The organism is Clostridium omnivorum (assembly GCF_026012015.1).
In the GTDB taxonomy this organism is placed as follows: Bacteria; Bacillota; Clostridia; order Clostridiales; family Clostridiaceae; genus Clostridium_AX; species Clostridium_AX omnivorum.
The window spans coordinates 3,334,109-3,360,860 of sequence record NZ_BRXR01000001.1 but is presented as its reverse complement, the minus strand read 5'-3'; the positions used below and the strand labels follow the sequence as shown (position 1 = coordinate 3,360,860).

General features: G+C 31.9%; 29 protein-coding genes, 1 riboswitch and 1 other annotated feature. Of the genes, 19 read left to right on the top strand and 10 right to left on the bottom strand.

The features are described 5' to 3' along the window. The first annotated feature begins 245 nt into the window (after positions 1–245). From bsdE14_RS15770 to bsdE14_RS15755, 4 genes are all read left to right on the top strand, one after another. Complete coding sequence (locus bsdE14_RS15770; RefSeq protein WP_264850958.1) at positions 246–1,319, top strand: diguanylate cyclase domain-containing protein; 1,074 nt, start codon at positions 246–248, stop codon at positions 1,317–1,319. 287 nt (positions 1,320–1,606) lie between these two features. Next, on the top strand, positions 1,607–2,260 hold the full coding sequence (locus bsdE14_RS15765; protein ID WP_264850957.1) for a TetR/AcrR family transcriptional regulator: 654 nt from the start codon (positions 1,607–1,609) through the stop codon (positions 2,258–2,260). Further along, on the top strand, positions 2,218–2,949 hold the full coding sequence (locus tag bsdE14_RS15760; protein WP_264850956.1) for an alpha/beta fold hydrolase: 732 nt from the start codon (positions 2,218–2,220) through the stop codon (positions 2,947–2,949). Before bsdE14_RS15765 ends, bsdE14_RS15760 begins: the two co-directional genes overlap by 43 nt. A 15-nt stretch (positions 2,950–2,964) precedes the next feature. Next, positions 2,965–3,267: a hypothetical protein gene (locus tag bsdE14_RS15755; RefSeq protein ID WP_264850955.1), complete on the top strand. Its 303-nt coding sequence runs from the start codon at positions 2,965–2,967 to the stop codon at positions 3,265–3,267. Between the two features lie 98 nt (positions 3,268–3,365). Here bsdE14_RS15755 and bsdE14_RS15750 read toward each other — a convergent pair whose 3' ends face one another. Then, positions 3,366–3,881, bottom strand: a complete 516-nt coding sequence (locus bsdE14_RS15750; protein WP_264850954.1) for a nitroreductase family protein — start codon at positions 3,879–3,881, stop codon at positions 3,366–3,368. Positions 3,882–4,506: 625 nt separating this feature from the next. On the opposite strand from bsdE14_RS15750, the gene abc-f reads away from it, so the two are divergent. Further along, positions 4,507–6,222 carry a ribosomal protection-like ABC-F family protein gene (gene abc-f / locus bsdE14_RS15745; RefSeq protein ID WP_264850953.1) on the top strand — a complete coding sequence of 572 codons (1,716 nt, stop codon included), beginning with the start codon at positions 4,507–4,509 and terminating at the stop codon, positions 6,220–6,222. Between the two features lie 44 nt (positions 6,223–6,266). Here the strand turns inward: abc-f and bsdE14_RS15740 are convergent, their stop codons facing one another. From bsdE14_RS15740 to bsdE14_RS15730, 3 genes are read right to left on the bottom strand one after another with little or no spacing between them, the layout of a single operon-like run. After that, the gene (locus bsdE14_RS15740; protein WP_264850952.1) at positions 6,267–8,099 is read right to left on the bottom strand and encodes an ABC transporter ATP-binding protein; all 1,833 of its coding nucleotides are present in this window, start codon (positions 8,097–8,099) and stop codon (positions 6,267–6,269) included. Further along, positions 8,092–9,822, bottom strand: coding sequence for an ABC transporter ATP-binding protein (locus bsdE14_RS15735; protein ID WP_264850951.1), 1,731 nt, complete (start codon positions 9,820–9,822; stop codon positions 8,092–8,094). The genes bsdE14_RS15740 and bsdE14_RS15735 overlap by 8 nt, the downstream gene beginning before the upstream one ends. Beyond that, positions 9,815–10,246 (bottom strand): MarR family winged helix-turn-helix transcriptional regulator, encoded by a 432-nt coding sequence (locus tag bsdE14_RS15730; protein WP_264850950.1) that lies wholly within the window; start codon positions 10,244–10,246, stop codon positions 9,815–9,817. The genes bsdE14_RS15735 and bsdE14_RS15730 overlap by 8 nt, the downstream gene beginning before the upstream one ends. A gap of 320 nt (positions 10,247–10,566) precedes the next feature. Here bsdE14_RS15730 and bsdE14_RS15725 point away from each other — a divergent pair, with 320 nt between their 5' ends. The 7 genes from bsdE14_RS15725 (at position 10,567) to bsdE14_RS15695 (ending at position 15,173) form a co-directional block, all read left to right on the top strand. Beyond that, the gene (locus tag bsdE14_RS15725; protein ID WP_264850949.1) at positions 10,567–10,722 is read left to right on the top strand and encodes a hypothetical protein; all 156 of its coding nucleotides are present in this window, start codon (positions 10,567–10,569) and stop codon (positions 10,720–10,722) included. Positions 10,723–11,000: 278 nt separating this feature from the next. Next, positions 11,001–11,666 carry a hypothetical protein gene (locus tag bsdE14_RS15720; protein WP_264850948.1) on the top strand — a complete coding sequence of 222 codons (666 nt, stop codon included), beginning with the start codon at positions 11,001–11,003 and terminating at the stop codon, positions 11,664–11,666. A gap of 56 nt (positions 11,667–11,722) precedes the next feature. After that, positions 11,723–12,508, top strand: a complete 786-nt coding sequence (locus bsdE14_RS15715; protein ID WP_264850947.1) for a hypothetical protein — start codon at positions 11,723–11,725, stop codon at positions 12,506–12,508. Positions 12,509–12,567: 59 nt separating this feature from the next. Next, entirely contained in the window at positions 12,568–13,077 is a 510-nt protein-coding gene (locus bsdE14_RS15710; protein WP_264850946.1) for a GNAT family N-acetyltransferase, read from the top strand. An 87-nt stretch (positions 13,078–13,164) separates the two neighbouring features. Continuing rightward, positions 13,165–13,218: a sequence feature (sodium ion sensor (DUF1646 type); this cis-regulatory element may regulate processes involved in with the transportation of sodium ions), on the top strand. Between the two features lie 81 nt (positions 13,219–13,299). After that, positions 13,300–13,428 (top strand): hypothetical protein, encoded by a 129-nt coding sequence (locus bsdE14_RS15705; RefSeq protein ID WP_264850945.1) that lies wholly within the window; start codon positions 13,300–13,302, stop codon positions 13,426–13,428. An 81-nt stretch (positions 13,429–13,509) separates the two neighbouring features. Next, positions 13,510–14,532 carry a DUF1646 domain-containing protein gene (locus tag bsdE14_RS15700; protein WP_264850944.1) on the top strand — a complete coding sequence of 341 codons (1,023 nt, stop codon included), beginning with the start codon at positions 13,510–13,512 and terminating at the stop codon, positions 14,530–14,532. Between the two features lie 98 nt (positions 14,533–14,630). Continuing rightward, positions 14,631–15,173 carry a GNAT family N-acetyltransferase gene (locus tag bsdE14_RS15695; protein WP_264850943.1) on the top strand — a complete coding sequence of 181 codons (543 nt, stop codon included), beginning with the start codon at positions 14,631–14,633 and terminating at the stop codon, positions 15,171–15,173. 78 nt (positions 15,174–15,251) lie between these two features. Here bsdE14_RS15695 and bsdE14_RS15690 read toward each other — a convergent pair whose 3' ends face one another. The 3 genes from bsdE14_RS15690 to bsdE14_RS15680 form a co-directional block, all read right to left on the bottom strand. After that, positions 15,252–15,419 (bottom strand): hypothetical protein, encoded by a 168-nt coding sequence (locus bsdE14_RS15690; RefSeq protein ID WP_264850942.1) that lies wholly within the window; start codon positions 15,417–15,419, stop codon positions 15,252–15,254. Between the two features lie 215 nt (positions 15,420–15,634). After that, positions 15,635–17,290, bottom strand: a complete 1,656-nt coding sequence (locus bsdE14_RS15685) for a glutamine--tRNA ligase/YqeY domain fusion protein (RefSeq protein WP_264850941.1) — start codon at positions 17,288–17,290, stop codon at positions 15,635–15,637. A 109-nt stretch (positions 17,291–17,399) separates the two neighbouring features. Next, positions 17,400–18,407, bottom strand: a complete 1,008-nt coding sequence (locus bsdE14_RS15680) for a hypothetical protein (RefSeq protein WP_264850940.1) — start codon at positions 18,405–18,407, stop codon at positions 17,400–17,402. Positions 18,408–18,706: 299 nt separating this feature from the next. Between bsdE14_RS15680 and mraY the strand changes: the two genes are divergently transcribed. Then, positions 18,707–19,666, top strand: coding sequence for a phospho-N-acetylmuramoyl-pentapeptide-transferase (mraY, locus tag bsdE14_RS15675; protein WP_264852281.1), 960 nt, complete (start codon positions 18,707–18,709; stop codon positions 19,664–19,666). A 62-nt stretch (positions 19,667–19,728) separates the two neighbouring features. On the opposite strand, the gene bsdE14_RS15670 is transcribed toward mraY, so the two are convergent. After that, positions 19,729–20,097 carry a hypothetical protein gene (locus bsdE14_RS15670; RefSeq protein WP_264850939.1) on the bottom strand — a complete coding sequence of 123 codons (369 nt, stop codon included), beginning with the start codon at positions 20,095–20,097 and terminating at the stop codon, positions 19,729–19,731. A 309-nt stretch (positions 20,098–20,406) separates the two neighbouring features. On the opposite strand from bsdE14_RS15670, the gene motA reads away from it, so the two are divergent. The 3 genes from motA to bsdE14_RS15655 are packed head-to-tail and all read left to right on the top strand — an operon-like array spanning position 20,407 to position 22,442. Further along, a complete protein-coding gene (motA, locus tag bsdE14_RS15665; RefSeq protein WP_264850938.1) occupies positions 20,407–21,192 on the top strand; it encodes a flagellar motor stator protein MotA in 786 nt (261 codons plus the stop codon). A 17-nt stretch (positions 21,193–21,209) separates the two neighbouring features. Next, a complete protein-coding gene (locus bsdE14_RS15660) occupies positions 21,210–21,953 on the top strand; it encodes a flagellar motor protein MotB (RefSeq protein WP_264850937.1) in 744 nt (247 codons plus the stop codon). A 36-nt stretch (positions 21,954–21,989) separates the two neighbouring features. Continuing rightward, positions 21,990–22,442, top strand: coding sequence for a MarR family winged helix-turn-helix transcriptional regulator (locus tag bsdE14_RS15655; RefSeq protein ID WP_264850936.1), 453 nt, complete (start codon positions 21,990–21,992; stop codon positions 22,440–22,442). 112 nt (positions 22,443–22,554) lie between these two features. Here the strand turns inward: bsdE14_RS15655 and bsdE14_RS15650 are convergent, their stop codons facing one another. Both bsdE14_RS15650 and bsdE14_RS15645 read right to left on the bottom strand, forming a co-directional pair. Then, the gene (locus bsdE14_RS15650) at positions 22,555–23,040 is read right to left on the bottom strand and encodes a flavodoxin domain-containing protein (protein WP_264850935.1); all 486 of its coding nucleotides are present in this window, start codon (positions 23,038–23,040) and stop codon (positions 22,555–22,557) included. 234 nt (positions 23,041–23,274) lie between these two features. Beyond that, the gene (locus bsdE14_RS15645; protein ID WP_264850934.1) at positions 23,275–24,066 is read right to left on the bottom strand and encodes a polysaccharide deacetylase family protein; all 792 of its coding nucleotides are present in this window, start codon (positions 24,064–24,066) and stop codon (positions 23,275–23,277) included. A 258-nt stretch (positions 24,067–24,324) separates the two neighbouring features. Beyond that, positions 24,325–24,431, top strand: a riboswitch (guanidine-I (ykkC/yxkD leader). Between the two features lie 112 nt (positions 24,432–24,543). On the opposite strand from bsdE14_RS15645, the gene bsdE14_RS15640 reads away from it, so the two are divergent. The 3 genes from bsdE14_RS15640 (at position 24,544) to bsdE14_RS15630 (ending at position 26,751) form a co-directional block, all read left to right on the top strand. Continuing rightward, positions 24,544–24,705 (top strand): hypothetical protein, encoded by a 162-nt coding sequence (locus tag bsdE14_RS15640; protein ID WP_264850933.1) that lies wholly within the window; start codon positions 24,544–24,546, stop codon positions 24,703–24,705. Then, entirely contained in the window at positions 24,635–25,774 is a 1,140-nt protein-coding gene (locus bsdE14_RS15635; protein WP_264850932.1) for an ABC transporter substrate-binding protein, read from the top strand. Before bsdE14_RS15640 ends, bsdE14_RS15635 begins: the two co-directional genes overlap by 71 nt. An 89-nt stretch (positions 25,775–25,863) precedes the next feature. Next, positions 25,864–26,751 (top strand): branched-chain amino acid ABC transporter permease, encoded by an 888-nt coding sequence (locus bsdE14_RS15630; protein ID WP_350339561.1) that lies wholly within the window; start codon positions 25,864–25,866, stop codon positions 26,749–26,751. Position 26,752: the final 1 nt, after the last annotated feature.

Here is a 26,752-nt window from a genome sequence, read left to right as displayed (position 1 = left end):
TAAAAAAATAATTATTAAGTTCTTTTAACACTTAGTTATTTTTATATAACCAAATGTTCATTATCATATTATTTGTAATTATTTGACTATTTTTTTTAAATATATTAAAATTATAGTAAAATGGATTTTAGCTACTCTTTTTACTAAAGTTATCATTATATTTTATATAAATTCTGCTTATGGGGCTATTAATAGCAGATTTTTTAATAAGATATATATGTTTTTTAAGATTTGGGGGACTATTAATGGAAATCAATTGGTTAGAAAATAGCGTGTATGTGGATCCTTTAACCGGATTGCCAAACTTTTTAAAGTTCATTGACTCAGACTTTTCAGAGGTATTCAGCAGCAATGGAATAATAATGATTTTTGATATTGTAGGTATGGTTCATATTAATGAGCAGTATGGCAGAAAAATTGGAGATCTATGCCTCAAAAGCTTGTCATCTTCCATAAGTAATGTATTATCTTCCCTTAAAACTTTTTATACCTTTCGTACTGGTGGAGATGAATTTATAGCTGTGCTGCCAGAGCTTACCCTTAAAGAAATAGGGGACATGCCTTTTACTATAAATGAAAAACATAAGGAGTTTATGGAGGAAAATGGTGTTTACGCTCATGAAGTGCATACGCTTGTTCAATGCTATGATTCAAAAATTGATTCTATAGAATCCTTTTACGAACTGCTTCTTAAGGATTCTGATAAAAAGTTAAATGATAAGCATGGAAAGTTTTCTAAGGATAGATTGCTTCGTCATATTCTTTCAAATGTGACTAGTAGAATTAGAGAAACTGTTGCTAGCTATAATGATGCTTATCACCTAGCTCTTACAGATGATATTTCAGGACTACCAAATCAAAGGGCAGGTAAACTCTATTTATCAAACTTAATAAATGAATACAAAATTTATAGTACAGGCTTTAGCGTACTCTTTATTGACGGTGATAATTTAAAAAGGTACAACAAAATAAGCTATGGAGCTGGAAATGACATGATAAAAAGGCTTTCTCAAATACTTGTGAGCTCAGTAAGAAGTGGCGATAAGGTATATAGATGGCTGTCTGGTGATGAATTTTTAGTTATTCTAGAAAACACCTCTGGATCTAACACTTTGAGACTAGCAGAGAGAGTTAGATCAGCTGTTGAAGAGCAATCTAAAGACTGGATATATCCTATTACCATATCTATTGGGATTGCAAATTATCCTGAGGACGGCTGCAATATAGATAACATTATAGACAAGGCTGAAAAAGCCAATGGCTATGCTAAAACAACCGGTAAAAATAAAGTTGTAAAATGGGAAAGTGTTTTAATATAACTTAAGACTGCTGCATATTGAATTGCCTGATACTTAACCAGTAAATTCAATATCCGGCAGCCTTTTTTATTATATTTATTTAACACAAATATAGTTATTAAAGGTACATTTCTTCATACATAAAATACATAGTTTTAGACAATATGGATTCTATACTGTAATCATATATTACTTAAGCTAAAAATATAAAATTATTAATATAAACTATCTTGCTTAAAATGGTCAATGGAGGTAATATTTACTAAAGCAATTATTGACTTAACAGTCAATGAGATTGGGGGCTCAATTTGAATAATAAGTTTTATAATTTACCATTAGACAGGCAAGAACAGATTATCAATGGTGCTATAAAAGTCTTCTCTACATCTAATTACAGCAACACCTCCACAATAGAAATTGCTAGAGAAGCGGGGATCTCTAAAGGGCTCATATTTCATTATTTTAAAAACAAAAAAGAGTTATATCTTTTCTTATATAAGTACTGTGCTAGCTTATATACAAGTGAATTAGAAAAAAATTACGACTCAAAAGAAACAGATTTCTTTGAGTTACTACTCAAGTCTCAGCACTTTAAATGCAAATTTATGAAAGAACACCCATATGTATATGATTTTGTTGTTAAAGTATATTTAGAAAATGACATTGAAGTTGTAGATGAGATATCTCAATATGTAAAACCTATAAATGATGAAAACTGCAAACGATTCTTTGAAAAGGTAGATTTAAATAAATTCAAAAAAGGCGTAGATGTGGCTCTGCTTTTTAAAACTTTGTTATGGTGTTCTGATGGGTTTATGAGAAATGCATTCAAAAATAATATCAGTATCGATGAAATTGAAAGTGAGTTTGCAAAGATTTTAATGCAATATAAAGAGAATTTTTATAAGGAGGAATTTATATGTACTTCGATGAATACGGAAATAGAGAAAATCATACCATAGTTTTTTTGCATGGAGCTGCCGCTACTGATACCTTTTGCAATCAATATTGTTTTCAAAATAAATATCACCTTGTGGTACCACATCTCTATGGCAGTGGAAAAGAAGTAAATGAAATTTACGATCCTGAAAAGACAATTAAAGCTGTTGCTGAAATTATTAAAAATCTCGGAAAAGATAAAGTAACTCTTGTTGGACATTCCTTAGGTGGAGAACTGGCTGTAGCCATGGTGTCACAATATGAAGCATTCTTTGACAAAGCTGTATTTCTAAGCGCTTGGGTTTGCGCTTCAGATAAGTCAATAAAAATGTATACAAAGATGGCTAAATTCACTTGCAAAATGTTGAAATTTGGTTGGCTTATTAGACTTCAAGGAAAGTACTGGCATTATACGAAAAGGCAGGCAGATTTTATGGCTGAATATGCAAAAAAAATAACTCCACAGCAATATGCTGCTTGGTTTGAAAACAGAATCTTTCTAGACAATCTCACCAATTATAAAAATGTAAAAATTCCTATGCTTGCGATATGTGGAACCAAGGAAGTAAAAGAAATGAAAAAATCGTTATCAGAGCTTGGCAAAAGGAATCCATATTGCCAAACCCTATTACTTGATAAAGCAAATCATGATTTTCCGTTAAGACAAGCAAATAAATTAAATCCAATACTACTTAACTTTATTGATTCCTAAAAAAGGAGATTAATTATGCTAAAGTCTCTAAAAAAATACTTTTACTTATTTATCATACCAATTTGCTTAATAATAGGTGTAATAAGAAAAATCCAACTTGATAATTTTGATAAATTGAGGTTTGGTTATGTGAATAGTTCAGGTTCACACACATTAACAGCATTTATATTAGTAGGGGTATATTTCACTGTAGTATCCTTTATTTCTAAGCAATTATATGGTAGCAACTATGCAAAAGAAGTTAAAGTTAAGTCAGGTATGTTTTTCGGAGTGTTAAGTATATGTGTATTATTTATAGCTGCCTCCTTTATACGATAAAGCATTAATATACATTTTTTTAATGAATATCCTATTAAAAAAGTGCGAGTTTTAGTCTCTCGCACTTTTTCTTTAGTTTTTAACCAGGTTGATAAATTTTAATACTCTCCGAGAACAAGCTGATCAAGAGGCACTCTTAAAGTATCGTGCCTATCTGGTGATGCTGCCTCTCCTGCTGGGTAACCTAAAGCCAATATGTTTACTGGCTCTATATTTTCTGGAATGTTAAAGTTTATTCTAAGTTTTTCAGGATTGAAGTGGCATATCCAAACACTTCCTATACCAAGCTCTGTTGCTTCAAGCATCATATGGTCTGTAACAATGCTGGCATCAATATCTGCAATATCCTTTCTATCATAGGATCTCTTCCAGGTTGCACTGTGGTCAGCACATACAATAATAGCAAGAGGTGCTCCATAAACATTGGCACTTCCCTTTAATTTGCTTAGTCCCTCTTCACTTCTAACCACTATAAACCTTTGAGGCTGGCGATTTGCACCTGTAGGAGCTATTCTGCCCGCTTCTAGTATCCTTTGAAGCTTCTCTTCTTCCACTTCTCTCTTTTCATAGTCTCTTACTGAGTAACGCTGTTTTGCTAAATTTAAAAATTCCATTATAATCACCCTCCTAACAAAATAATTACTGTAGTAATTTATTTATATCACTAACATAATTTTCGTCTCTGCTCTTTGCAAAGCTGATATTATCATTTTATCCCTCATCGTAAAGCTCTTAATCATAATATTAAAGTCTTTTCTTATTTTTAAATTATAGCATATATTACCAAGGCATAACAGGTAAGAAGTAATAGTGAAAAAGTAATAGTTTATGTAAAAATACTAGTTTATTTTTATAAAAAATACGATATAATATATAGTATAAAAAGAAAATCACGGAGGAAAGGTCTAATGAAGATTAACGTTCTTAATTAATTCAATTTAATATTGATGTAAAGAAAGTGATAAAGTGTCAGCTTTATTTAAGTCACCTTCTTTTACATTTTTGAATTTTAAGAACACAGGCATTATGTTAGACCTTCATAGTTAACTATAATATTAGCCATGCTGTTTAGCATGGTTTTTATTTTTAGGGCTGCAAATGAGCTTAATGTTCCTTTGCAGCCTTTTTGCGTTAATTTCTCTAAAAGGTTTTCTAATAAGATGAAAGAGAGGATAAGAAAATGAAGATTAAAAGCTTTAAAACAATTAAAAACTATAATGAATTGATGGAGGAATTGTTATGGCGATATTGTTATCCTGTAGGGATATTAAAAAGGATTATGGTGACACAAATATACTAAATAATATTAATTTTGATATATCAGTTGGAGAAAGGATTGGCCTTGTAGGGCTTAACGGTGCTGGAAAAACTACCTTGGCAAATATTATAGCTGGAAAGCTTGATATAGATGACGGCAGTATCTGTTGGCATAAAAAATCCGTTAATATCGGCTACCTTAAGCAAGAATCTGCCTATGTAGATAATATTTTTGATGAAGGCAATTTAAAAGATTATCTTTATACTTCCAGTACCTTGTCTCTAAAAAAAGTTTTTCAGTGGGATGATACAAAGCTTAAGAATTTAAGCGGTGGAGAAAAAACAAAGCTTTCCATTTCACAAATATGGTCTATGAACCCGGATTTCTTAATACTTGATGAACCTACAAATCATCTTGACTATGAGGGGGTGAAATGGCTGATTAAAGAGCTTAAGAAGTATAAAGGCACGGTTCTTGTTATTTCCCATGATAGATATTTTCTTGACCAGTGTGTAACTAGAATAATTGAAATTGAAAACCATACTCTTGAGGATTATAGCGGCAGCTATAGCTTTTATAGAGAAGAGAAAAAAAGAAGATATGAGAGTCGGCTTAATGAGTATTATAAGCAGGAGGAAATGAAACGAAATATTAACGAACAAATAAAAACTTTAAAAGAATGGTCTGCCAAGGCTCACAGGGATTCTCGCAAAAAGGGATTAGAATCTGGAAATAAAATGGGTATGAAAGAATATTACCGTATGAAGGCTAAAAAGAAAGATATTCAAATAAAGTCAAGGATTAAAAGGCTGGAGAAGATTGAAATTGAAGGTGTAGAAAAGCCAAAGGAAGAGCGCAAAATAGATTTTAACCTAAACACTGCAGTACTTAAGGGAAATAGAGTAATTGAAGCCTCTAATATTTCTAAAGCCTTTAAAGATAAAACTCTTTTTAAAGATAGCTCTTTTTATATTCAAAAGGGAGAAAAGGTTGGTATTTTTGGAGAGAATGGCTGCGGAAAGACAACTCTGCTTAAAATGTTGATGGGCACTGAAGGTACAGATAGTGGTAATATCTTTTTTAGTTCTTCAGTAAAGCTTGGATATATAAGTCAGGACCTTGGAAACCTGAATATGGAAAAAACAGTGCTTAGCTTTTTTGATGTTCCTTCAAGAGAAGAAAGAGGAAAGCTTCAAACCCTACTTTATAACATGGGTTTTGATGAATATATGATGAATCAGTCTTTAGAATCATTAAGTCTAGGAGAACTTACAAGGCTTAGAATTGCAGAATTAATTACCAAGGAGTGCGATCTGCTTGTACTCGATGAACCACTAAATCATCTGGATATTAACAGCAGAGAAAAATTAGAAGAAGTACTTTTAAACTATAACGGAACAATTCTTCTTATATCTCATGATAGGTATATGATGGAAAAGTTGTGCAATAAGCTGCTAATTTTTGAGAACAATAAGGTTAAAAGACTAGAATATGGGCTTAAAGAATTTTTAGAAGGCAAGCTTACTCCCAAGGTTGATAATCAAAGGGAATTAAAAGAAAAAAAGATGCTTATTGAAAATGAAATTTCCTATGTATTGGGTGAGTTAAGCAAGTATGCCCCAGGTTCTGATGAATATATTAAAATGGATTTAAAATTTAAAGAATTAATTAATAAAAAAAAGGAACTAAATATATGATAAATATAAATGAAGGCCAATTGGCCTTCATTTGTATTTCCACTCTATTCTAAAGCTACGCCTGTTCTAAATTGGCTGTTATAAAGATTTGCATAAAAGCCACCCTTTTCAATAAGTCCATTATGAGTTCCTATTTCAACAACCTTGCCATCTTTTAGTGCTATTATCTTATCAGCATTTCTTATAGTACTTAGTCTGTGAGCTATTACAAAAGTAGTTTTGCCCTTCATAAGATTCAACATTGCCTTTTGTATAACCATCTCAGTACGAGTGTCTATGGATGAGGTAGCTTCATCCAGTATTAATATAGCAGACTTTGCTACACTGGCTCTAGCAATAGCTAAAAGCTGCCTCTGTCCGTGGGATAAATCACTGCCATTATCAGATAAAACTGTATTATAGCCCTCTGGCAGCTGCATGATAAAGTGATGGGCATTAGCAAGTTTTGCAGCTTCTATTACTTCTCCATCTGTGGCCGTTACATTTCCATATCTTATGTTCTCCATAACTGTTTCTGAAAAAAGATAGGTATCTTGAAGTACCATAGACACATTGCGCCTTAGGCTTTCCCTTTTTATACTGTTTATATCCTTACCATCTATGGTTATTTTTCCGCTGTCTATATCATAAAACTTGGTGAGCAGGCTTATTATTGTGGTTTTACCTGACCCAGTGGGCCCTACCACAGCAACTACAGTGCCGCTTTCTGCCTCAAGGTTTAAGCCTTCTAATATCTTCTTATCTTCATTGTAGGAAAAATCCACATTTTCAAAGCACACATGTCCTTCTATATCATTTATGTCTTCTGCTTCCACTGCATCCTTCTCCTTCTCTTCATCCATAACCTCAAAAACTCTTTCTCCACCTGCTAGTGCACTTTGTATAACATTAAAAATATTTAATATTTCATTAATAGGTCTTGTAAACCCCCTCATGTATATTATAAAGGTAAGGATAACACCTACAGTTATTCCTCCCTTACCTGATACAGCTAAATATCCTCCGAAAACTGCAACAATTAGATAAGACAGATTATTTATAAAATTATTTACCGGCCCCATAATTCCAGAAAGTCCCTGAGCAAAAATTGCACTGCTTGTAAGTCCGCTGTTGATTTCTGAAAACTGCTGCTTTACCTTTTCTTCCTCTGAAAAAAGCATAACTGTCTTTTGTGCTGAAACCATTTCTTCAATAAAACCATTTAAATTTCCCAGTACCCTCTGCTGCTTTACAAAAAAGGGCTGAGTTTTTACTACAAGTATTTTTGTTATTAAAAGCATAAGAGGTGTTGTTATAATTGTAACTACAGTAAGAGTTGGACTTAAAATAAGCATAGCTATGAGCATACCTAATACATTTATAATACCTGAAAAAAATTGAGTTACGCTTTGAGACAGTGTCATGCTTATGTTATCCACATCATTTGTTAATCTGCTCATAATATCCCCACTGGAATGTGTATCAAAATATTTTAAAGGCAGCTTTTGAATACTTACAAACAAATCCTTCCTAATATTTGAAGAAGTGAACTGAGCTATGTAGACCATTAATCTGTTTTGAAAGAAGGTAGCTGCCGTGCTTATAAGGTATATGACAGCTAAAACAATACATATATTTCTTAGTCCTACTAAGTCCCTTTTTTGAATATAATTATCTACTGCATAGCCATTTATTCTAGTTCCAACAATGCTAGTTAAAGTAACTATTAAGGAAAATACAAATATAAGCACCAATGCGAACTTTTTATTCCCTACATATTTCAGTAATCTCTTTACAGTTCCAAAAGGGTCCTTTAGCTTTTCTGTTTTTTTATTAAATCTGCTGTTACGTCCCATATCCCCAGGCCTAACTACAGCAAATTCTCTTGCACTAGCCAATTCTTTCTACCTCCTCTCCTAGCTGTGATACAGCAATGCTTCTGTATATCTCATTGTTTTTCATTAAATATTCATGGTTTCCAATTGAGCTTATTTCCCCATCATCCATAACTATGATCTTATCTGCATCCATAACTGCAGAAATTCTCTGGGCAATGATTATCATAGTCTTATGTTGAAGTCTCTTTTTTATGGAGGTTTGGAGTCTTGCCTCTGTTGCCATGTCCAGTGCACTGGTGGAATCATCCATAATGAAAATCTTGCTATTTCTAACTAGTGCTCTTGCAATACACAAACGCTGCTTTTGTCCTCCTGAAAGGTTTTGTCCCCTTTGCTCTATGCTGCTTTGAAATCCATTTTCCTTCTGCATAATAAATTCATAAGCTTCTGCATCCACTGCACTATCTATAAGTATATTTTCATCTACATCTAAATTTCCGAACCTAATATTGTCCTCTATAGTTCCTGAAAATATTGTGTTTTCCTGTGTAACAAAGCTAATGTTATCTTTAAGCTGCTTTAAGTTTAGAGCTTTTACGTCCACATTGCCTATGAGCACCTGTCCTTCAGTCACATCATATAATCTGCATATTAAGCTGACTAGAGTACTCTTACCGCAGCCAGTACTACCTATTATTCCAACCTTTTCACCCTGTTTAATGCTGAAATTTATATTTTTTAAAACATATTCAGAGCTGTCATTGTATTTAAAAGCTACATTTTTAAATTCTATGTCATAGTTCTTAAAATCCTTGGCAGCTTCCTTATTTTGAATGGAAGGTGTCATTGAAAATACTTCATTTATTCTATCTGCAGATGCCTTTGCCCTTGAAAAATTTATAACAATATTTACAGCCATTATTAAAGAATTCATTATCTGTATGGTGTAATTAATAAAGGCCATTATGACTCCTACCTTAAGTACATTATTATTAACCATTACTCCACCGAGCCAAAGTACACCTATTACAGTAACATTCATTACTAAAGATACAATAGGCCAAAGCAGCATATTTATATTTTGTGCTTTTATGTTTCCATCCCTCAAAGCATCATTTGCGCTGTTAAACCTATCCATCTGCCTTGATACAATATTAAAAACCTTAATTACCTTTACACCTAGAATATTTTCTCTCATAACCACATTCATACTGTCAATTTTCTTTTGAAGTGATAAGAAAAGTGGAAAGGATTTTCTCATTATTATAATTACAGCAGCTATAATTATTGGAAGTGAAACTAGAAATATTGCTGAAAGCTTTGGGCTAAGAGTATAGGCCATTATAATACCACCTATACACATTAGTGGTGATCTTACCATTATCCTCATTGCTGTAAGCATCATATTTTGAATTTGAGTAACATCGTTTGTAAGTCTTGTTATTAGTGAGGAGGTCTTTAATTTATCTATCTCCATAAAGGATAGTGTTTGTATCTTATCAAATAAGCCTTGTCTTAAATTTTCCCCCATCTTCATGGCTGCTATAGCTGCAAATATTGAGCAGCCTCCGCCTCCTATTATTCCAATCACCGCAGCCAAAATCATTTTACTGCCCACTAAAAAAATATATTGTTTATTATTCGAAGCTACCCCTATGTCTATAATACTAGCCATCAGCTTTGGCTGAAGCAAATCCATGGACACCTCCAGCACCATCATAAGTGGTGCTATAATGGCACAAACAATTGCACTGCCCTTTAAAAACCTCAAAAGCTTAAGCATTATCCTTTTCCCCTTCATCCAAATTATTTTGAATTCTAGTAAGCAGTTCTATGGTCTGAGTTTTTTCATCCTCTGAAAAGCCCTTAAAGCAAAGCTCATCTAGTCCATTAAATATTTTTATTACCTTCTTTTGAGCCTCTATTCCCTTATCAGTTAGAAACACATTTAAAATTCTTCTATTTTCACTGTTTTGACTTCTATAAACAAGCTCTTTTTTTTCCATATTAGCAAGCAAGCTGGTTACTGTAGCAGGCTCTATATGACAATTATCTGCTATATCCTTTTGTATGCAGCCATTGTTAAGTACAAGGAAATCCAGTATTTTAGGCTGACCCTTGGATAAACCTACTTTATTAAATTCTCTATGTGCCGTTCTTCTGTGGCTGTTAATCAATCTTATAAGAACTTTATGTAATTCTTTCATAGTTACCTCCAAACTTATAGTTAGATATCTAATAATTAGATATCTAACTTAAATATAGCAAAAACTTTTTTAAATGTAAATATACAACTTTATTTAATATTCTATTAACAAAAACAAGAATCTTAATACAAACTTTCTAAATATTTGAAAATTCTACTAATATACTATATAGTAGAATTAGGAAAATTCGTATTATAGAAACCGCCTATATTATATTTATTAGAATGTGAGGAGAGACATAAAGATGAAAAAATGTTTTTTCTTAATATTATAAAATGAAATTGGTATTTTAGAGCGAATTTTTGTTGTAGGAGGTTAGTATGAATAATGAGTTTTATGTTGGATGGGGAACCTTAGCACTGATTAATGCAGGACTTGCTCAAGGTAAAAATAGATCTGGTCTTAATTGGTTTCTACTGTCTTTGCTCCTAGGACCAATAGCAACCTTTTGTCTAGTTATATCTGATAAAAAATAAAGATAAAATAGAACTTGTTATAGACAATGAAACTAAGTATGCTCAATTAGACAAAGAAAAGTCCGAAAAGCTCTTTAAGATAATTACTGGCAAGAATTTGAACGAAATTAAATAGGTCAATGTAACGAATAATTGTAATAAATTTCAAAACAATGTTGTTAAAATCAAACTATAATTTTACGAAGTGAGGTTTTATGATGCAAAACAGCAATGAAATTTTAATACGTGTTTATAGATTACTTGAACTATATAAAACTGGCGAACTCGGAGGAGAAAAAATGCCAGAAGATGAAAATCCACATCTTCCAAAGCAATCATTAGAAAATTATTTATATTTTTCTTTACCAATGGCATTAAACTATCAGCGTAATTCTTATGTACTATGGGAATGTGCAAATAGGACTTGGAATGATGTAGAAACTCAAACAGTATTTTCACCAAAGGCAGTTATAGATATGAGTGAAGAAGAGTTAAAAGACAAATTAACGAGATATAAAGTAGCTTTACAGCAAAATAAACAACCGATTATATGGCGTACCCTTTGCAATACAATAGAGAGAGACTTTAAAGGAGATATTCGTTTATTATTTTCAACTAATAATTATTCAGTAGCTAAAATAAAAAAATATATGCTTACCAATAAAAAAGATTTTCCTTATTTAAGTGGAAACAAAATAATGAATTATTGGTTACATGTTATAGAACAAAGAACGGATGTAATTTTTTTAGATAGGAATCATATTAGCATTGCTCCAGATACGCATATTATTCAAGCAAGTGAAAAACTAGGAATCATTACATCCGATGAAAAATTAAAATCAAATGTACAAGATATTGTCGCCAATAGATGGGAAGAACTATTGGCTAATACTGAATATTGTTCAATTGATATTCATACACCAATGTGGCTGTGGAGTAGGAGCAAATTTAAAATTGATTTATAAAACTACAAAATTAATTTAATATACTTTTCACTTTAATTCTGAAAGGGGATGATTTTATGACCTATAAAATGAATAAAAAGCTTAAATACCTAGCAGCTATTATAATTACACTAATATTTGCTCTAATTCTGCAGTACATACCTGTTTGGAACTTAAAAACCTCCGATATGAAGGTAATGCAGGGACAATATGTAGATGTTTATTATCAAAGTGGAGATGATAAAGGCGCTAAGGAAGTATATAATCTTTTAGAATCCACAGCTAAGGAAATAAGGGATAAGCTTCAGTATACCAATAAGAATAAAACTAAGATGTATATATACAAAGAGCAAAAGTCACTACACATAAGAAAGGCAGGCTTTATAACCCTGCTGTTTGCTCCCAGTTGGTACATAGGAGACAATAAAAAAGATGTAGCCTTAATGGTTTCACCTTATGCAAAGTTATCTTCACATAACCATGACAGTATACTGTCAGCAGCACCTCATGAATTAATACACACAATCAACTATCAAATAAATCCAAAGCTTTCATATTGGCTGGATAATGGAGTTGCTGGCTATTTGTCAAAACAAACTCCACCAAAGGATTTGCTGCAAATGGCTAAGATACCTAGCTTTAAGGATACTAAAATAGAAAATGAAATTAAATTTGGAAATATAAATGGCTACGGATATTCTTATTTATATGTTGGATATTTAGATAAGACCTATGGCTGGGACAAAGTAGTTAGGTTAGTAAAAGGTGAGTCCTATAGCACTGTGTTCTCCAAATCTGAAGAAGATATTTATAATGATTGGGTTAAATATTTAAGAGGTAATATTTCAGAAGTATTAAGTTAAAAAAACTATGATAAAGCACTATTTAAGCAAAATAGGATGATTTGAAAGGTAGGAAAAGAATGAGCTTAGAAAACATTAGAACAGAGAGATTAGTACTTATACCAGTAACCTTAGATATAACTAGATCTTTAATGCAGAGGAAAACTGACCAGCTTGAAAAGCTTGGCATTGTAACAGATGGAGCATGGCCTACAGATGATACTATGGACATATTGCCAATTATAAATAAATCATTAGAAAAAGATAAAGTTCCAAGCGGTTTTGAGTTTTGGATGATTGTAAAAAAGGATAATTTCAAAGTTATAGGTGACATCGGTTTTCATGGTAAGCCTGATGAAAAAGGCGAAGTGGAAATAGGCTTCGGGTTAATAGCAGATGAGAGAGCAAAGGGATATGGGTATGAGGCATTAAGGGCTATTATGGATTGGACACTTTCTCAAGAAAGCGTGAATATAATTAAAGCAGATTGTTTAGTAGAAAATAAACCTTCAGCTTCAATATTAGAAAAAGCAGGCATGAAAGAAATAAATAGAGATAAGTGTTTAATTTATTGGGAATTAGTTAAATAATTAGATTAACAAAAATGTAACTAATACTAATTTGAATCTACATCAATTTTATGTTATATTATTTATATAAAGTTTAATATTTTTTTCGGTTGGACAAACTTAAGTTTGATTCCAAGAAATTTGTTTCTAGGGTGGGAAACTCTTATTTGAGTTTTCCGCCTTTTTATTTTTTTGTTTCCCAGTGTTTTAACTTATTGGCTAATTTTACAAGGAGGTAATCATATGGATGTAAGTAATTTAATTATAATTATTCCTGTCGCAGCAATAGTTATAGGTTTCGTATATTTTAATTTTATTTTTCCAAAACAATCTGAAAAGAATGAAAAACAAAAAAATCAAAACGAAAAGTAAGTTCATTTTATGATTCTTGGGTATATTAAATTAAGGATACTGGGCTTAATTTAATATACCCTACAATAGGAGGTTTAAATTATGTTTTATATATTAGCTTTACTTTTATTAATAACTTTTGTATTACCCATAGCATCAAAGAAAGTAGAAAAAAATCTTGAAATTTTTCTATTTTTAGTGGGTGTTGCAGCATCTATTACTTCTGGATCTTTAAATGGGGAACTTCTCCTTAAAATTGCTGAGAATAAATTCATGTATATAATTGCATTTGCAGTATTAGTTGGAGGCTTTTTATTTAAAAGGCTAAATGACTATATTGAAGGAGCAATGGAATACATATTACGACGTATTCCTCTTAAGGTGTTTATATTCCTTTTAATAGTTATAATTGGCCTTTTATCAAGTATTGTAACTGCAATTATTGCTGCCCTGCTTTTAGTAGAAATCATAAGTCTTCTTCCAATAGATAGAAGTAATAAAATTAAAATAGATATAGTTGCCTGTTTCTCAATTGGACTTGGAGCAGTATTAACCCCAATAGGTGAACCACTATCAACAATCGTGGTTTCTAAGCTGGGTGCAAGCTTTTGGTTTCTTTTAAATGAGTTTGGAATTTATATTATACCAGGAATACTAGTTCTAGGAGTTATTGGAGCAGGTTTTGGAATCCAACAGAAAAAGGAAATAGATCCTGCAGATGAAATAGTTGTAGAAGAGACCAATTCAGTAATAGTTATTAGAGCACTGAAAATATTCTTATTTATTATCGCCCTTGAACTGCTTGGAGAAGGTTTCAAGCCAATAATTGATAATTATATCCTTCCTCTTGATACTCGCTATTTATATTGGGTTAATATGTCCTCAGCTGTTCTTGACAATGCAACCTTAGCTGCAGCTGAAATAAGTACAAAAATGACTGAAACACAAGTTAAAGCCGTTCTAATGGGACTGCTAATTAGTGGAGGAATGATGATACCAGGAAATATCCCTAATATTATTTCTGCTGGTAAGCTAAAAATCCAAAGCAGTGAATGGATCAAACTCGGTATTCCTCTTGGAATAGCAATTATGCTTGTATACTATGTAATTATATTTGTAATATAATCAATGATAGTAAATTCATTACACAAAAGGTATAATGATAATAAATTAGTCCACAATTCTATTACAATATTAATTGATAGTTAAGGAGACACAATAATATGGATACAAGTTTATTTCACTCACTAGAAGGAAAAAATGTTTACTTTAAAGCACTAAGTATAAATGATGCAGAAGCTATACACAGCTATGCATCTGATAAAGATGTTAAGCGCTTTATAGGTTGGAACTTAATGAAAACTTTGAATGAAACTCAGGAGTACACTCAAACAATGATAGACCGTGAGGTTGCAGGCACTCATTTATATGCTTCTGTTGTATCAAGAACAACTGGTGAAGTTATAGGAACAGTTATGCTTTTCAATTTTGATAAGGAAGCAAATCAGGCTGAAATAGGTTATGTATTTCATAAAAATCATTGGGGTAAAGGCTATGGAACTGAAAGCGTTGCTTTAGTAAGTGATTTTGCCTTTGAAGCACTCAATCTGCATAAGCTGCATGCCACAGTAGTAGATGCAAATATCGGCTCTGCTAGAATCCTAGAAAAGAATGGATATGTATTAGAGGGGCGTCTAAAAGACCACTTTTTTATAGAAGGAAAATATTATGACTCACTACTTTTAGGTAAAATGGGAAATAAATAAACTTTATTGCATGAATAAAGAAAGCCATAAGATATTTTATATCCTATGGCTGTTTTTTATAACTGTAAATCTATTATATTAAGAATGTATGTGTTCTGTTCTATACTGCTGAAGATATAAACTAGCAAAAGACTTGCTGCACAATTCCATTATTGTTGGTGAAATGCCCCTTTTCTTAAAGAAAATTGCTATATCCTTTAATTCCTTTGTATTCATTGCTATTCCTCTTAATTCACTATTGTACATGTTAATATCCCCCTTTTCCTGTGTATAGATAATTTATATTCCATATCTGCAAGGATTATTCCTAATATTTTTAATAAATTTTATCATTTATTAAATACGAACATTTGTTTCATTTGCTATATTCTTATTATATACAAACATTTGTTCTTATGCAATAGTTTTTTGCAAAAAAATAAAAAAGCAGTACTAATTTAAAATCAGTACTGCTTTTATTATTAACCTATCTTAAAGGAACTCTTTAAGGATACTATTCTGTTGAATACTGGCTTTTCTGGTGTTGTATATTTAGGGTCTACATTAAAATATCCATGTCTGAAGAATTGGAACTTCTCTTGTGGTTTTGCATTCTTCATTTGTGGTTCTACAAAGCCTTGAAGTACTTCCATGGAATTCGGATTTACTTGCTCAAGGAAAGTCTTTCCATCTTCGTCTTCTTCATCAAGGATTAAAGGCTCAAATAATCTAAATTCTGCTGAAACTGCAGAATTAGCATCTACCCAGTGAATTGTTCCCTTAACCTTTCTTCCAGTGAAGCCTGAACCGCTCTTTGTTTCTGGATCATAAGTACAGTGAACTTCTACTACATTTCCAGCTTCATCCTTAACAAAGTCATTACACTTTATGAAGTATGCACTCTTTAATCTCACTTCGTTTCCAGGGAAAAGCCTGAAGTATTTCTTAGGAGGCACTTCCATAAAGTCATCCTGTTCTATATATATTTCTCTTGAAAATGGCACTTCTCTTGTTCCCATACCTGGATCATCTGGATTGTTTTCTACAGTAAACATCTCCACTTGATTTTCTGGATAATTTGTTATAACAACCTTAAGTGGTTTTAATATAGACATAGTTCTTGGAGCCTTCATCTGTAAATCCTCTCTTATAAAGTGCTCAAGCATTTGAGAATCTACAGTACTATTGCTCTTAGCAACTCCAATTTCTCTGCAGAAGTTTCTTATTGCTTCTGGAGTGTAGCCCTTTCTTCTAAGTCCAGCGATAGTAGGCATACGTGGGTCATCCCATCCATCAACTACCTTTGCATCCACTAGAGCTTTAAGCTTTCTCTTACTCATTACTGTATTTGTTATATTTAATCTTGCAAACTCAATTTGTCTTGGTTTACTTTCCATTTCACATTCATTAACAACCCAATCGTATAGTGGACGATGGTCTTCAAATTCAAGTGTACAAATAGAGTGAGTTATGCCTTCAATTGCATCTTCAATTGGGTGAGCAAAGTCGTACATTGGGTATATGCACCATTTGTCTCCTGTTTTATGATGAGATGCATGTGCTATACGATATATAATTGGATCTCTCATATTTATATTTGGTGAAGCCATATCAATTTTAGCCCTTAGAACCTTTTCACCATCTTTAAATTCGCCTTTTCTCATTCTTTCAAATAAGTCTATATTTTCTTCTACAGTTCTATTTCTATATGGACTTTCTTTTCCTGGTTTAGTCAGTGTTCCTCTGTATTCTTTTATTTCATCGCCTGAAAGGTCACAAACATAAGCCTTACCCTTTTTGATAAGGTGCACTGCTCTATTATACATTTCTTCAAAATAGCTTGAAGCAAAGTGTAAATTTTCCCATTCAAAACCGAGCCATCTTACATCTTCTTCAATGGATTCAACATATTCAGTATCCTCTTTTACTGGATTTGTATCATCAAAACGAAGATTAGTTTTACCTTTAAACTCATCTGCAAGTTCAAAGTTTAATACTATAGATTTAGCATGGCCTATATGTAGGTATCCATTTGGCTCTGGTGGAAATCGAGTTATTATTTCCTTGTGTTTTCCTGATTCTAAATCTTCAATTACGATATTTTTAATAAAGTTAGATGAAGTATTTTTTTCTTCCATTACACTCATTCCTTTTTCTTTACTTTTTTATAAATATACCATAAAAATACATGTTTTTCTACCATAGAAATAGCTAACATGCTAATATAGTATAAAATCAGACTTAATTTTACTCACAATGATTGCAAAAACTAAATTCATTCTTTATAAACCTATACAGCATTTTATCCTCTTCAAGATTAACCTTTATGCCATTTGGTCTTACTATATCCTTAGGATCATGAGATTCCTCAATTGTGCTTTTAAAAATTGTAAACTCTTCTTTATCTAAAACCCATTGAATAAAGTTCAATTGCTTCTCACCAATTTTTACTTTTCCTTCATCTGAGATTTTATTATTTTGAAGCAGTACCTTTAGTTTTTCATATTTTTCAGAACTTATGTTTAACTTTTCACTAAAAATCTCAAGGAGAAATTTTTTTCTTATTTTAAAGCTCATATCTATAGATAAAAACTCGCTTAAAGCAATAAAGTACTTATCTATAGGTATTCTCTCTGCACTTATAACAATCTTTTGTGCACTTGGTATTCTGTTATCCTCTGGAGATGAAATATTTGTTATTCCAACGCCTCCAAGATACTTTTCTCTAATATTTTTACCTGGGTTTTTTACAGTTATATTTATTTTTTCCTTTGCACTTTTAAGATCGAAGTATACTATTTCATCTGATACTATTAACCCTCCTGAAAACACCTTGTTTGAATGCAATATTTCAAAATTAGCTACTCCCTTTTCGCTTATTTGCAATATTGCCTCCTGAACTAAGCCTTCTTTTAGAGAGTTTGAATCTATGACAAAAAAGTATGTGTAGTAAGTCCCCTTAAACCTATTATATATTTGTTTAATAATTTCTTTGTTTTTAATCTTCTTATCGATGTTACCTAGATCCTCATAAATAAAGGCTTCTAGTTCAATATTTGCTCTGCTGCACAGCTTGCATATAAAGGTCAAGGATGGCTTAGTATCAGTGTTTATATAGGTATATAACGTATTTGTTTTTATATTCAAATCCTTTGCCATTAAAGTTTGATTGTTGTTATAATTTTTTTCAAGTGTCCAAATAATATTCCTTTTAACATTGCATAAAAGCTCTTCTTCCCACTGAACATCAAACAATACAATTCATCCCTTCGAAAAAAAGTTCTATCACTTTCAATTTATTGAAAAGTGGTGACAGCCTTTAAAAATAAAAAATATAATTTTAATACAAATTATACCACATAGTCCCTTATATTTAAAGCTTTCCCACAGGTTCTACAAGCTAAACCTAAAAATCAAAGTTATGAATTTTATTCAATAAATTGAAAATACATCTAAGATTCAAATCATATATTTATAATAAAGAAGAACTAATTTTATAGAGCATAAGCTTTGCGTTCAAAATAAATTATTAAGGAGGTACTGTTGTGAACGGAATGATTATACTAACAGTGCTTGTATCATTTTTGATTTCACTTATTGTTGGAACCCTTTTAATTCCATCTTTAGGTCTATTAAAACTTGGACAGCATATTAGGGAAGAAGAGCCAGAGCATCATCAAAAAAAATCAGGAACACCTACCTTTGGAGGTATTATTTTTATACTCTCAATAATAATTACATTGCTATTAATGACTAAAAATATAAGAAACGAAGGTATAATAGCACTTCTCGGCCTTTTAGGCTTTGGATTTATAGGATTTTTAGATGATGCCATGAAAGCAGTACGAAAAAAAAACTTAGGTCTTAGAGCTTATCAAAAGATGCTGCTGCTTGTTATTTTTTCTGCCGGGCTAGCTTACTATACTTGCTATATTCTAGGATATGGTACAAGTATTTTAATTCCATTTTCCAGCAAAAGTATTCAATTGGACGTGTGGTATTTGCCTTTTATAATTTTCTATTTCGCTTGTACTACCAATGGTGCAAATCTTACCGATGGCTTAGATGGTTTAGCGGCAACAATTAACCTATTAATAATGACCTTTTTTGCAACCTTGAGCTTTGGACTTGGGCACTATAGTCTATGTATATTTTGTACTTCAGTTGTAGGTGCTGTAGCTGGATTTTTAAAGTTTAACATGTATCCTGCCAGGGTATTTATGGGAGATACAGGATCATTAGCCTTAGGTGGTGCTGTAGCTACTGTTGCTATGATATTAAAGCTTCCCCTAATCATACTTTTAGTTGGAATAATTTATGTCGTTGAAATACTATCAGTAGTATTACAAGTTTCCTCCTTCAAACTCCGTGGCAAAAGGCTCTTCAAGATGAGTCCAATACATTTTCACTATGAACTCAGTGGTTGGGATGAAACCAAAATTGTATCAGTATTTTCAATTATCACTGTAATATTTTGCTTTATAGCATTTTTAGCATTAAGAATTCCAGTATAAAAAAGTACATATAATTTAAGCGATGATTTCACATATCACCGCTTTATTTATTTTAACTTAACTTATCTTCTCCTATGAGAATAAAACATTAATATACCTGCTACAGCTATAAGAGCACCCAAAATAGCCTTATTGTTACTATTCTTCTCAGTGCTACACTGATTTGGTACTTTTTTTGTATTTATGTTAACTTCTGCACCTGATTTGGTCACTTCAATTTTTATATTAGGTCCTGCCTCTTCTTGCGCTTCCTTTTGAATTTGCTCTACTGGAGCATTTGTCTGTACATCATTTTTATTTATGTTCATCCTTAGTAAATGAGCCTGATCCACTGGAACTTCTGCTTCAGGGTCAAAGAATTCATCATTTAATTTAATTGTAAAGTCATCAGGATTTATTTTAAAGTTTAAGCTTTCATTGTTATTTTCCATATTAATACCTCCAAAATAGTTATATTAATTTTATATATAAACTTAGTATAACTAGATTTAGACAATTATATGTTATTTCATTTTCTTCTTTAAAGCTTTTTAATATTAATTCGATATATAAAATATGTCTGTGTTGCTAGGTGCTTAAGAAGGAGATGATTTTTCAGTTTTAGAGGGCTATAAAAAAACCTATCACAAGATAGTTTTCATATGATAATTAATGTGTTAATATACTTAATATGTGATACTTACAAATTAGTATATAACTCGACATGCTTCACATATCATTTTGTAAATTGAGGTGGAAAAATGGATATATTCTTATTAGTTGGTTTAGTCATGGGATTTATTGCAGTTGTTACAGGATTGTTTTTAAAGGGTGTAAGTGCAGCTATACTAGTTAATGGTGAAGCTGTAATGGTAATTCTTGTTGGTACTATGGCAGCAGTAATGAATTCTTTCCCAAAAAGTGAATTTCTTAATATTCCAAAATTATTCGGAGTTCTTTTTAAGGACAAGGCTAAAGAAGATCCCGTAGAAATAATTAATCTAATTGTTGATATGGCTCAGCAGACCAGAAAAAATGGACTATTATCACTAGAAGGAAGAGCACAAGAGCTTGAAAATAAATTCATGAAAAAAGGAATAGAAATGATAGTTGACGGTAATGAGCCGGAGTATATTAGACAAGTTCTAACTGATGAAATTGAAGCTATGGAAGAAAGACACAAAACAGGTGCTTCAATTTTTTCAACCGCAGGCGGAGCTTCTCCTACTCTTGGTGTTATGGGTGCAGCTATAGGTCTTATAGGTGCCCTTGGAAATTTAAGCAATACTGAAAAACTTGGAGAATCAATAGCTTCAGCATTTATAGCTACTCTATATGGAATTTTCTTTGGTTACGTTGTTTGGCACCCATTCTCATCTAGATTAAAAAGAAAATCACATGAAGAAGTTGCTATTATGCAAATAATGCTGGAAGGCATTTTAGCAATTCAAGAAGGAAAAAATCCAAAAGCTATCCAAGAAAAGCTTGTAAGTATGTTAAGTCCTAAAGATAGATTAAAGCTTGAAGATGTAAATACTAACGTTTAGTGTAAAGGGGATTAATAATGAAAGGGAAAAAAAAGCATGATGAAGAGCATATAGACGAAAACTGGCTGCTACCTTATTCAGATATGCTGACACTTTTGCTGGCACTTTTTATCGTTATGTTTGCTATGAGTAAAGTTGACAGCGAGAAATTTAAACAGCTTAGTCAACAATTCAATGTTATTTTCCAAGGTGGTTCTGGTGCATTACAAGGCACAGGAGGAAGCCCTATGCAGTTATCTAATTCCACTGCTGAAATGAACAGTATAGTTGAACAGGACAAGATGGTTGGATTAAAAGCTACTTTAGAAGAAGAGATAAAAAAAGATGGCTATCAGGATAAAGTAAATGTTAACCTGGATGCAGAAGGGCTTAGCATAAACATACAAGAGGCAGTAATTTTTAATTCTGGAGAAGCAGAAATCCTAAGTAATTTTAATCCTGTACTACTTCAAATATCAAATATGCTAAAGAATTTGGATAATGATATAAGGATTAGTGGTCACACAGACAATGTGCCAATACACAATAGCAAATATCGCTCAAACTGGGACTTGAGTTATATGCGTGCCTCAAATGTTATGAACGTTATGGTAGATCAGGGGCATCTTTCTCCAGAGAAATTTCAAATTCAAGCCTTAGGTGAGTACAAGCCTAAATATGATAATTCTACCGAGGCAGGAAGAGCTAAAAATAGAAGCGTAGATATTCTATTAGTTCGAAAATATACTTTAACATCTAAAACTTCCAATAAAGCAAATTAGTTAATTACACAATTTAATTTGCAGGAGATGAATACAGTGAGTGAAGAAGATAAAAAGAAAGTAATACAAGAAATAATTAGTTTTTATACAGCTTTTGAAAAAGAAGTTCTAGATGTATTTCCTACTGATATCCTGGAAATTAGCCCAATTTTATTTAGAGCTCTTCGTGAAATTTATTTTAGCTCGGATATAACATCCTCTGTGCTAGCTAAGAGATTATCTATTACAGTACCAAATACTAGCAGATGCCTTAAACAATTAAGTGATTTAGGTTATGTTATTAAAGTCAAAGATAAAAATGATAGAAGAGTAACTCATATTAAATTAACCGATAATGGACTAGAGTTAGTTGAAAAATCTACTAGTCTTGTGGATGATTTAATTCTAAAGAAACTAAGTGTATTACAATTAGATGAATTAGTTGAGCTTTCTGAGGCGTTTTCAACAGTAACAAAATTATTGAATAAGATAGGTACATTAACTTCTTAACATTAAAACTGAAATGTGTATATAATAACAAAAGGCTTACTATTTTACAATAAATAGCAAGTCTTTTGTTTACTTCTGAAATATATGCTTTAGTTATTTAATTTCTTTTATACTATTTATTTGAAGCTATAACTTTAGCAAACCTATCAATAGAATCTTCTTTAAGTTCATAATAGCTTTCCTTTACACCTTTTACCTTTTTCATAATAAGCTTTTCAAAAAAGTTCAACTTATCAAAATTAAACTCAAAGCCAAAGCTATCTTTGCATATAGCCGCTTTATAAAGTTCTTCTGGAAATGCTCCCTTTATCTGCTTTGCTGCTAATTCTTCATTGGTCTCACCAGCACATAAAAATAGTGAGACTCTTTTGCTGAGAAGCTCTTTTAGGTTTTTCTGCATATACTCTGTTAGATTTTTTTGTACTTTTCCAATATAAATTGATCCGCCTAGTATAACATTATCATATTCCTCCAAAGAAGAAACATTTTCTTTCATGATATTTTTAAGTACTACCTCTCCTGGAAGCTTTGCGCTTAATATCCTTGCTGCCTTTTCTGTAGTTCCATGCTTTGTAGAATAAATAATTATACTCTTCATTTAAAAGAACCCCTTCCATTAATTAAAATATTTTAAGAAAGCACTTAATCTAATGTGCAATTATTCCTTAGTCCCCGTAATCTTTTCCATTATTAAACACTGGTAAATTTATTAAACCATTTCCTTGTATTGGTGTCAATAAAATACACTTAAATATTTTATCCCCTTAGTACCTATAAAATAAACCTCTAATTCAGCTTCTTATATTTGAAAAATTAAAGCAGCATTCTAACATTAGAGTGCTGCTTTAAAAAAGTTAAAAGTTTTTCTGGAAATAGGAAAATATAACTCAGGAGTTTCTTCAGTGATAGCTTTGAATTCATATCCTTGTTCTTTATAGTACATTATTATTCTTGGTAATGCCTTGCAGGTATTTTTGTGCATATAATCACAATGCATAAGCAAAATTATATTTGATGACTGTTCACATCTCTTCGTAGCCTCTCTATATAGCTTATCTGGAGATAGTTTTGGATTAAGCCCATCTTTTGTTTCCATATTCCAATCATATATTTTAAAATTGTAGTCATGTAACTGATTTAACAATTCGTTGCTTAATAGCCTTCTACTTCCTCTTGGAAATCGAATTACATTAGTGGAACTGCCTGTAGCCCTCACTATCTCTACTTGACAATCCACCATTTCATTAATGAAAGAACTCTTATTGCGGTATATCTTTTTGAAGTTATGTGAATAAGTATGAAGTCCCATACTATGTCCTTCATTATTAATTCTCTTTACTACATCCTCAAATCCATTTATTTGATTACCTATAAGAAAAAATGTGGCCTTAACGTCCTGTTCTTTTAATATGTCCAATATTCTACTTGTAAGTATACTAGGACCATCATCAAAGGTTAAATAAATTATCTTTTCACCTTTTTCAATTTCGTTATGCTGTATGCAAAGTTGCTCATCTGGCAATGAAGATTTATTCACTTCAAAGCCTTGTACATTTTCATTAAATAGAAACATCAAGTATAAAACGCTGCTTGCACATAAAATTAATCTTAGTATGCTTTTCAATTAACATGCCTCCAAAATAAGTTATATTATGAAATAAATTATATAGAAATAAATAATATATGCATCTATATCTATACTCTAGTTTAACTAAATTAATTAACTAATATGTTATTTAATTAAAAAATCATTATATTATAATAAAATTTTTTATGTAAACATTATCATTGCAATATTACTCTTGCAACCTTTTACAATACATGATATTATAATAAAAATGAAATTTGCAATTTGTCATCCTGCAAAATTCATACTAGTAAGAAAAAGTGTATCTAGGGTTCCGTTAAGCATTGCTTAAGTCTGGACCGAGCGATACAGACATTGCAACTAGCGCAATGTTACACCGCTGATATAAAAGGTCCGGCGTAGGTTTTTCTTTCACCAAAGTGTTTCACAAAGTGATACACAATAGTGATTAGAGAAGCTTGCGTTGGACCTTTTATTTGCATGCAAAAAATTAGTTCTGAGGGGGGATTTAAAATGCAATCAGACATTAGCGATATAAGCGACATTAGTGATCTTAAGTATTTTATTATTAAAAAGGATTTAAATTTTAAGGGGGAAATTATAAATGGTAAAAAAGAGAATTGCTTTAGCACTAAGTATGATGTTGACATTGGGAGTTATGGCAGGCTGCAGTAAAGCTAGCTCTAACTCTAATGAAATAAAAATAGGAGCTATTCTATCACTAACTGGTGATGTAGCTACATACGGACAATCAGCTAAAAATGGCTTAGAAATACTTCAGGAGGAAGTTAATAAATCTGGTGGAGTGCTTGGAAAAAATATTAAATTTGTTTTTGAAGATGACGAAAGTAAGCCAGCTACCTCTGCTACTGCGGCTCAAAAGCTAATAAACAATGACAAGGTAGTTGGTATAGTAGGTCCACTAACCAGTTCTCAATGCAGCTCTGTAGGTCCAATTGCAAATCAATTCAAGGTACCTATGGTAACTGGAACTGGTACAAATCCTAAAGTCACAGACTCTGGCGAATATGTATTTCGTTCCTGCTTCCAAGATCCATTCCAAGGAGTTGTTACTTCTAAATTTGCTTTTGAAAGCTTAAAGGCACAAACTGCTGCTGTACTATTTGATAATGGAAATGACTACTCCAGCGGCTTAGCTCAAAACTTCAAGTCAAATTTTGAAAAGCTTGGTGGTAAAGTTGTTGCATCTGAGAACTATAACAAAGGTGAACAGGACTTCAATGCACAGCTAACTAAATTAAAAGCATTAAATCCACAAGTATTATTCCTTCCTGATTATTACGGTACTGTTGCTCTAATTGCTAAACAAGCAAGAGCACTAGGAATAACCTCAACATTTGTAGGTGGAGATGGCTGGGACTCAGCAGATTTATTTAAAATAGGCGGTGAAGCAGTTAACGGAGCTTATTTCTCAAATCACTACTCACCTGAAGATACCTCAAAGGAAGTAACTGATTTTAAGAAATCCTATGAAGATAAATATAAAACTACACCTGATACTATGGCGGTCTTAAACTATGATGCTGGTAAAATCCTTGTTGAAGCAATTAAGGCTGCTGGAAAGACAGATGGTGACAGCATAAAGGAAGCCTTAAAGAAAACTAATGTTACTGTAGTTTCAGGAAAAGTATCCTTTGATGAGAAGAGGAATGCAGTAAAATCCGCAGTTATTGTTAAGGTTGATGGAGATAAAACTAAATTTACATTGAGAGTTAACCCTTAATTTATAATTTGCCATCATAAGTACAAACATAAATAACCTTATACAAATGACAGCAGACCTCTGCTGTCATTTAAAAGCTAGTGGAGGAGATGATAATTTTGATAGTAATTCAGCAGATTATAAATGGTTTAGCTCTTGGAAGTGTTTATGCACTAATAGCACTTGGATATACTATGGTTTATGGAATTATTGGACTTATAAATTTTGCTCATGGAGATGTGTACATGATAGGTGCCTTTATAGGCTTCTATGTATGTACCACTTTACATTTAGGCTTCATACCTACCCTTCTTATAGCTATGACTCTCTCAGCACTTCTTGGTATTTTAATTGAAAAAGCAGCTTATAAACCACTGCGTAAATCACCAAAAATAGCTCTTTTAATTACAGCTATTGGTGTTTCCCTATTTTTAGAAAATGCTACTAGATTTATAGCTGGACCTAACCCTAAACCTTATCCAGCATCTATTCTGCCACAAAAAAATATTAGCTTTGGGGCACTTCAAATAAATAATCTACAGCTAATAATCTTATGTGTATCAGTAGTTTTAGCACTACTTCTTCAGTTTGTTGTATATAAAACAAAAGTTGGAAAAGCTATGAGAGCAGCTGCGCTAGATAAGGATGCTGCTGTGCTTATGGGAATCAATATAGATAATATTATATCTATAACCTTTGCTATAGGCTCTGCACTAGCTGGTGCTGCTGGTGTTTTGGTAGGTATTCTCTATAATAGGATTGACCCATTAATGGGTGTAATGCCTGGTCTAAAAGCTTTCATAGCAGCTGTACTTGGCGGTATAGGTATAATACCTGGAGCAATTTTTGGTGGTCTATTTATGGGTATAGCAGAAACCTTAACTAAAGCATATATATCTTCTAAACTTTCAGATGCAATTGCTTTTGGCATATTAATCTTAGTACTAGTAATAAAACCTTCAGGACTGCTAGGCAAGAAGTCCAGTGAGAAAGTGTAGG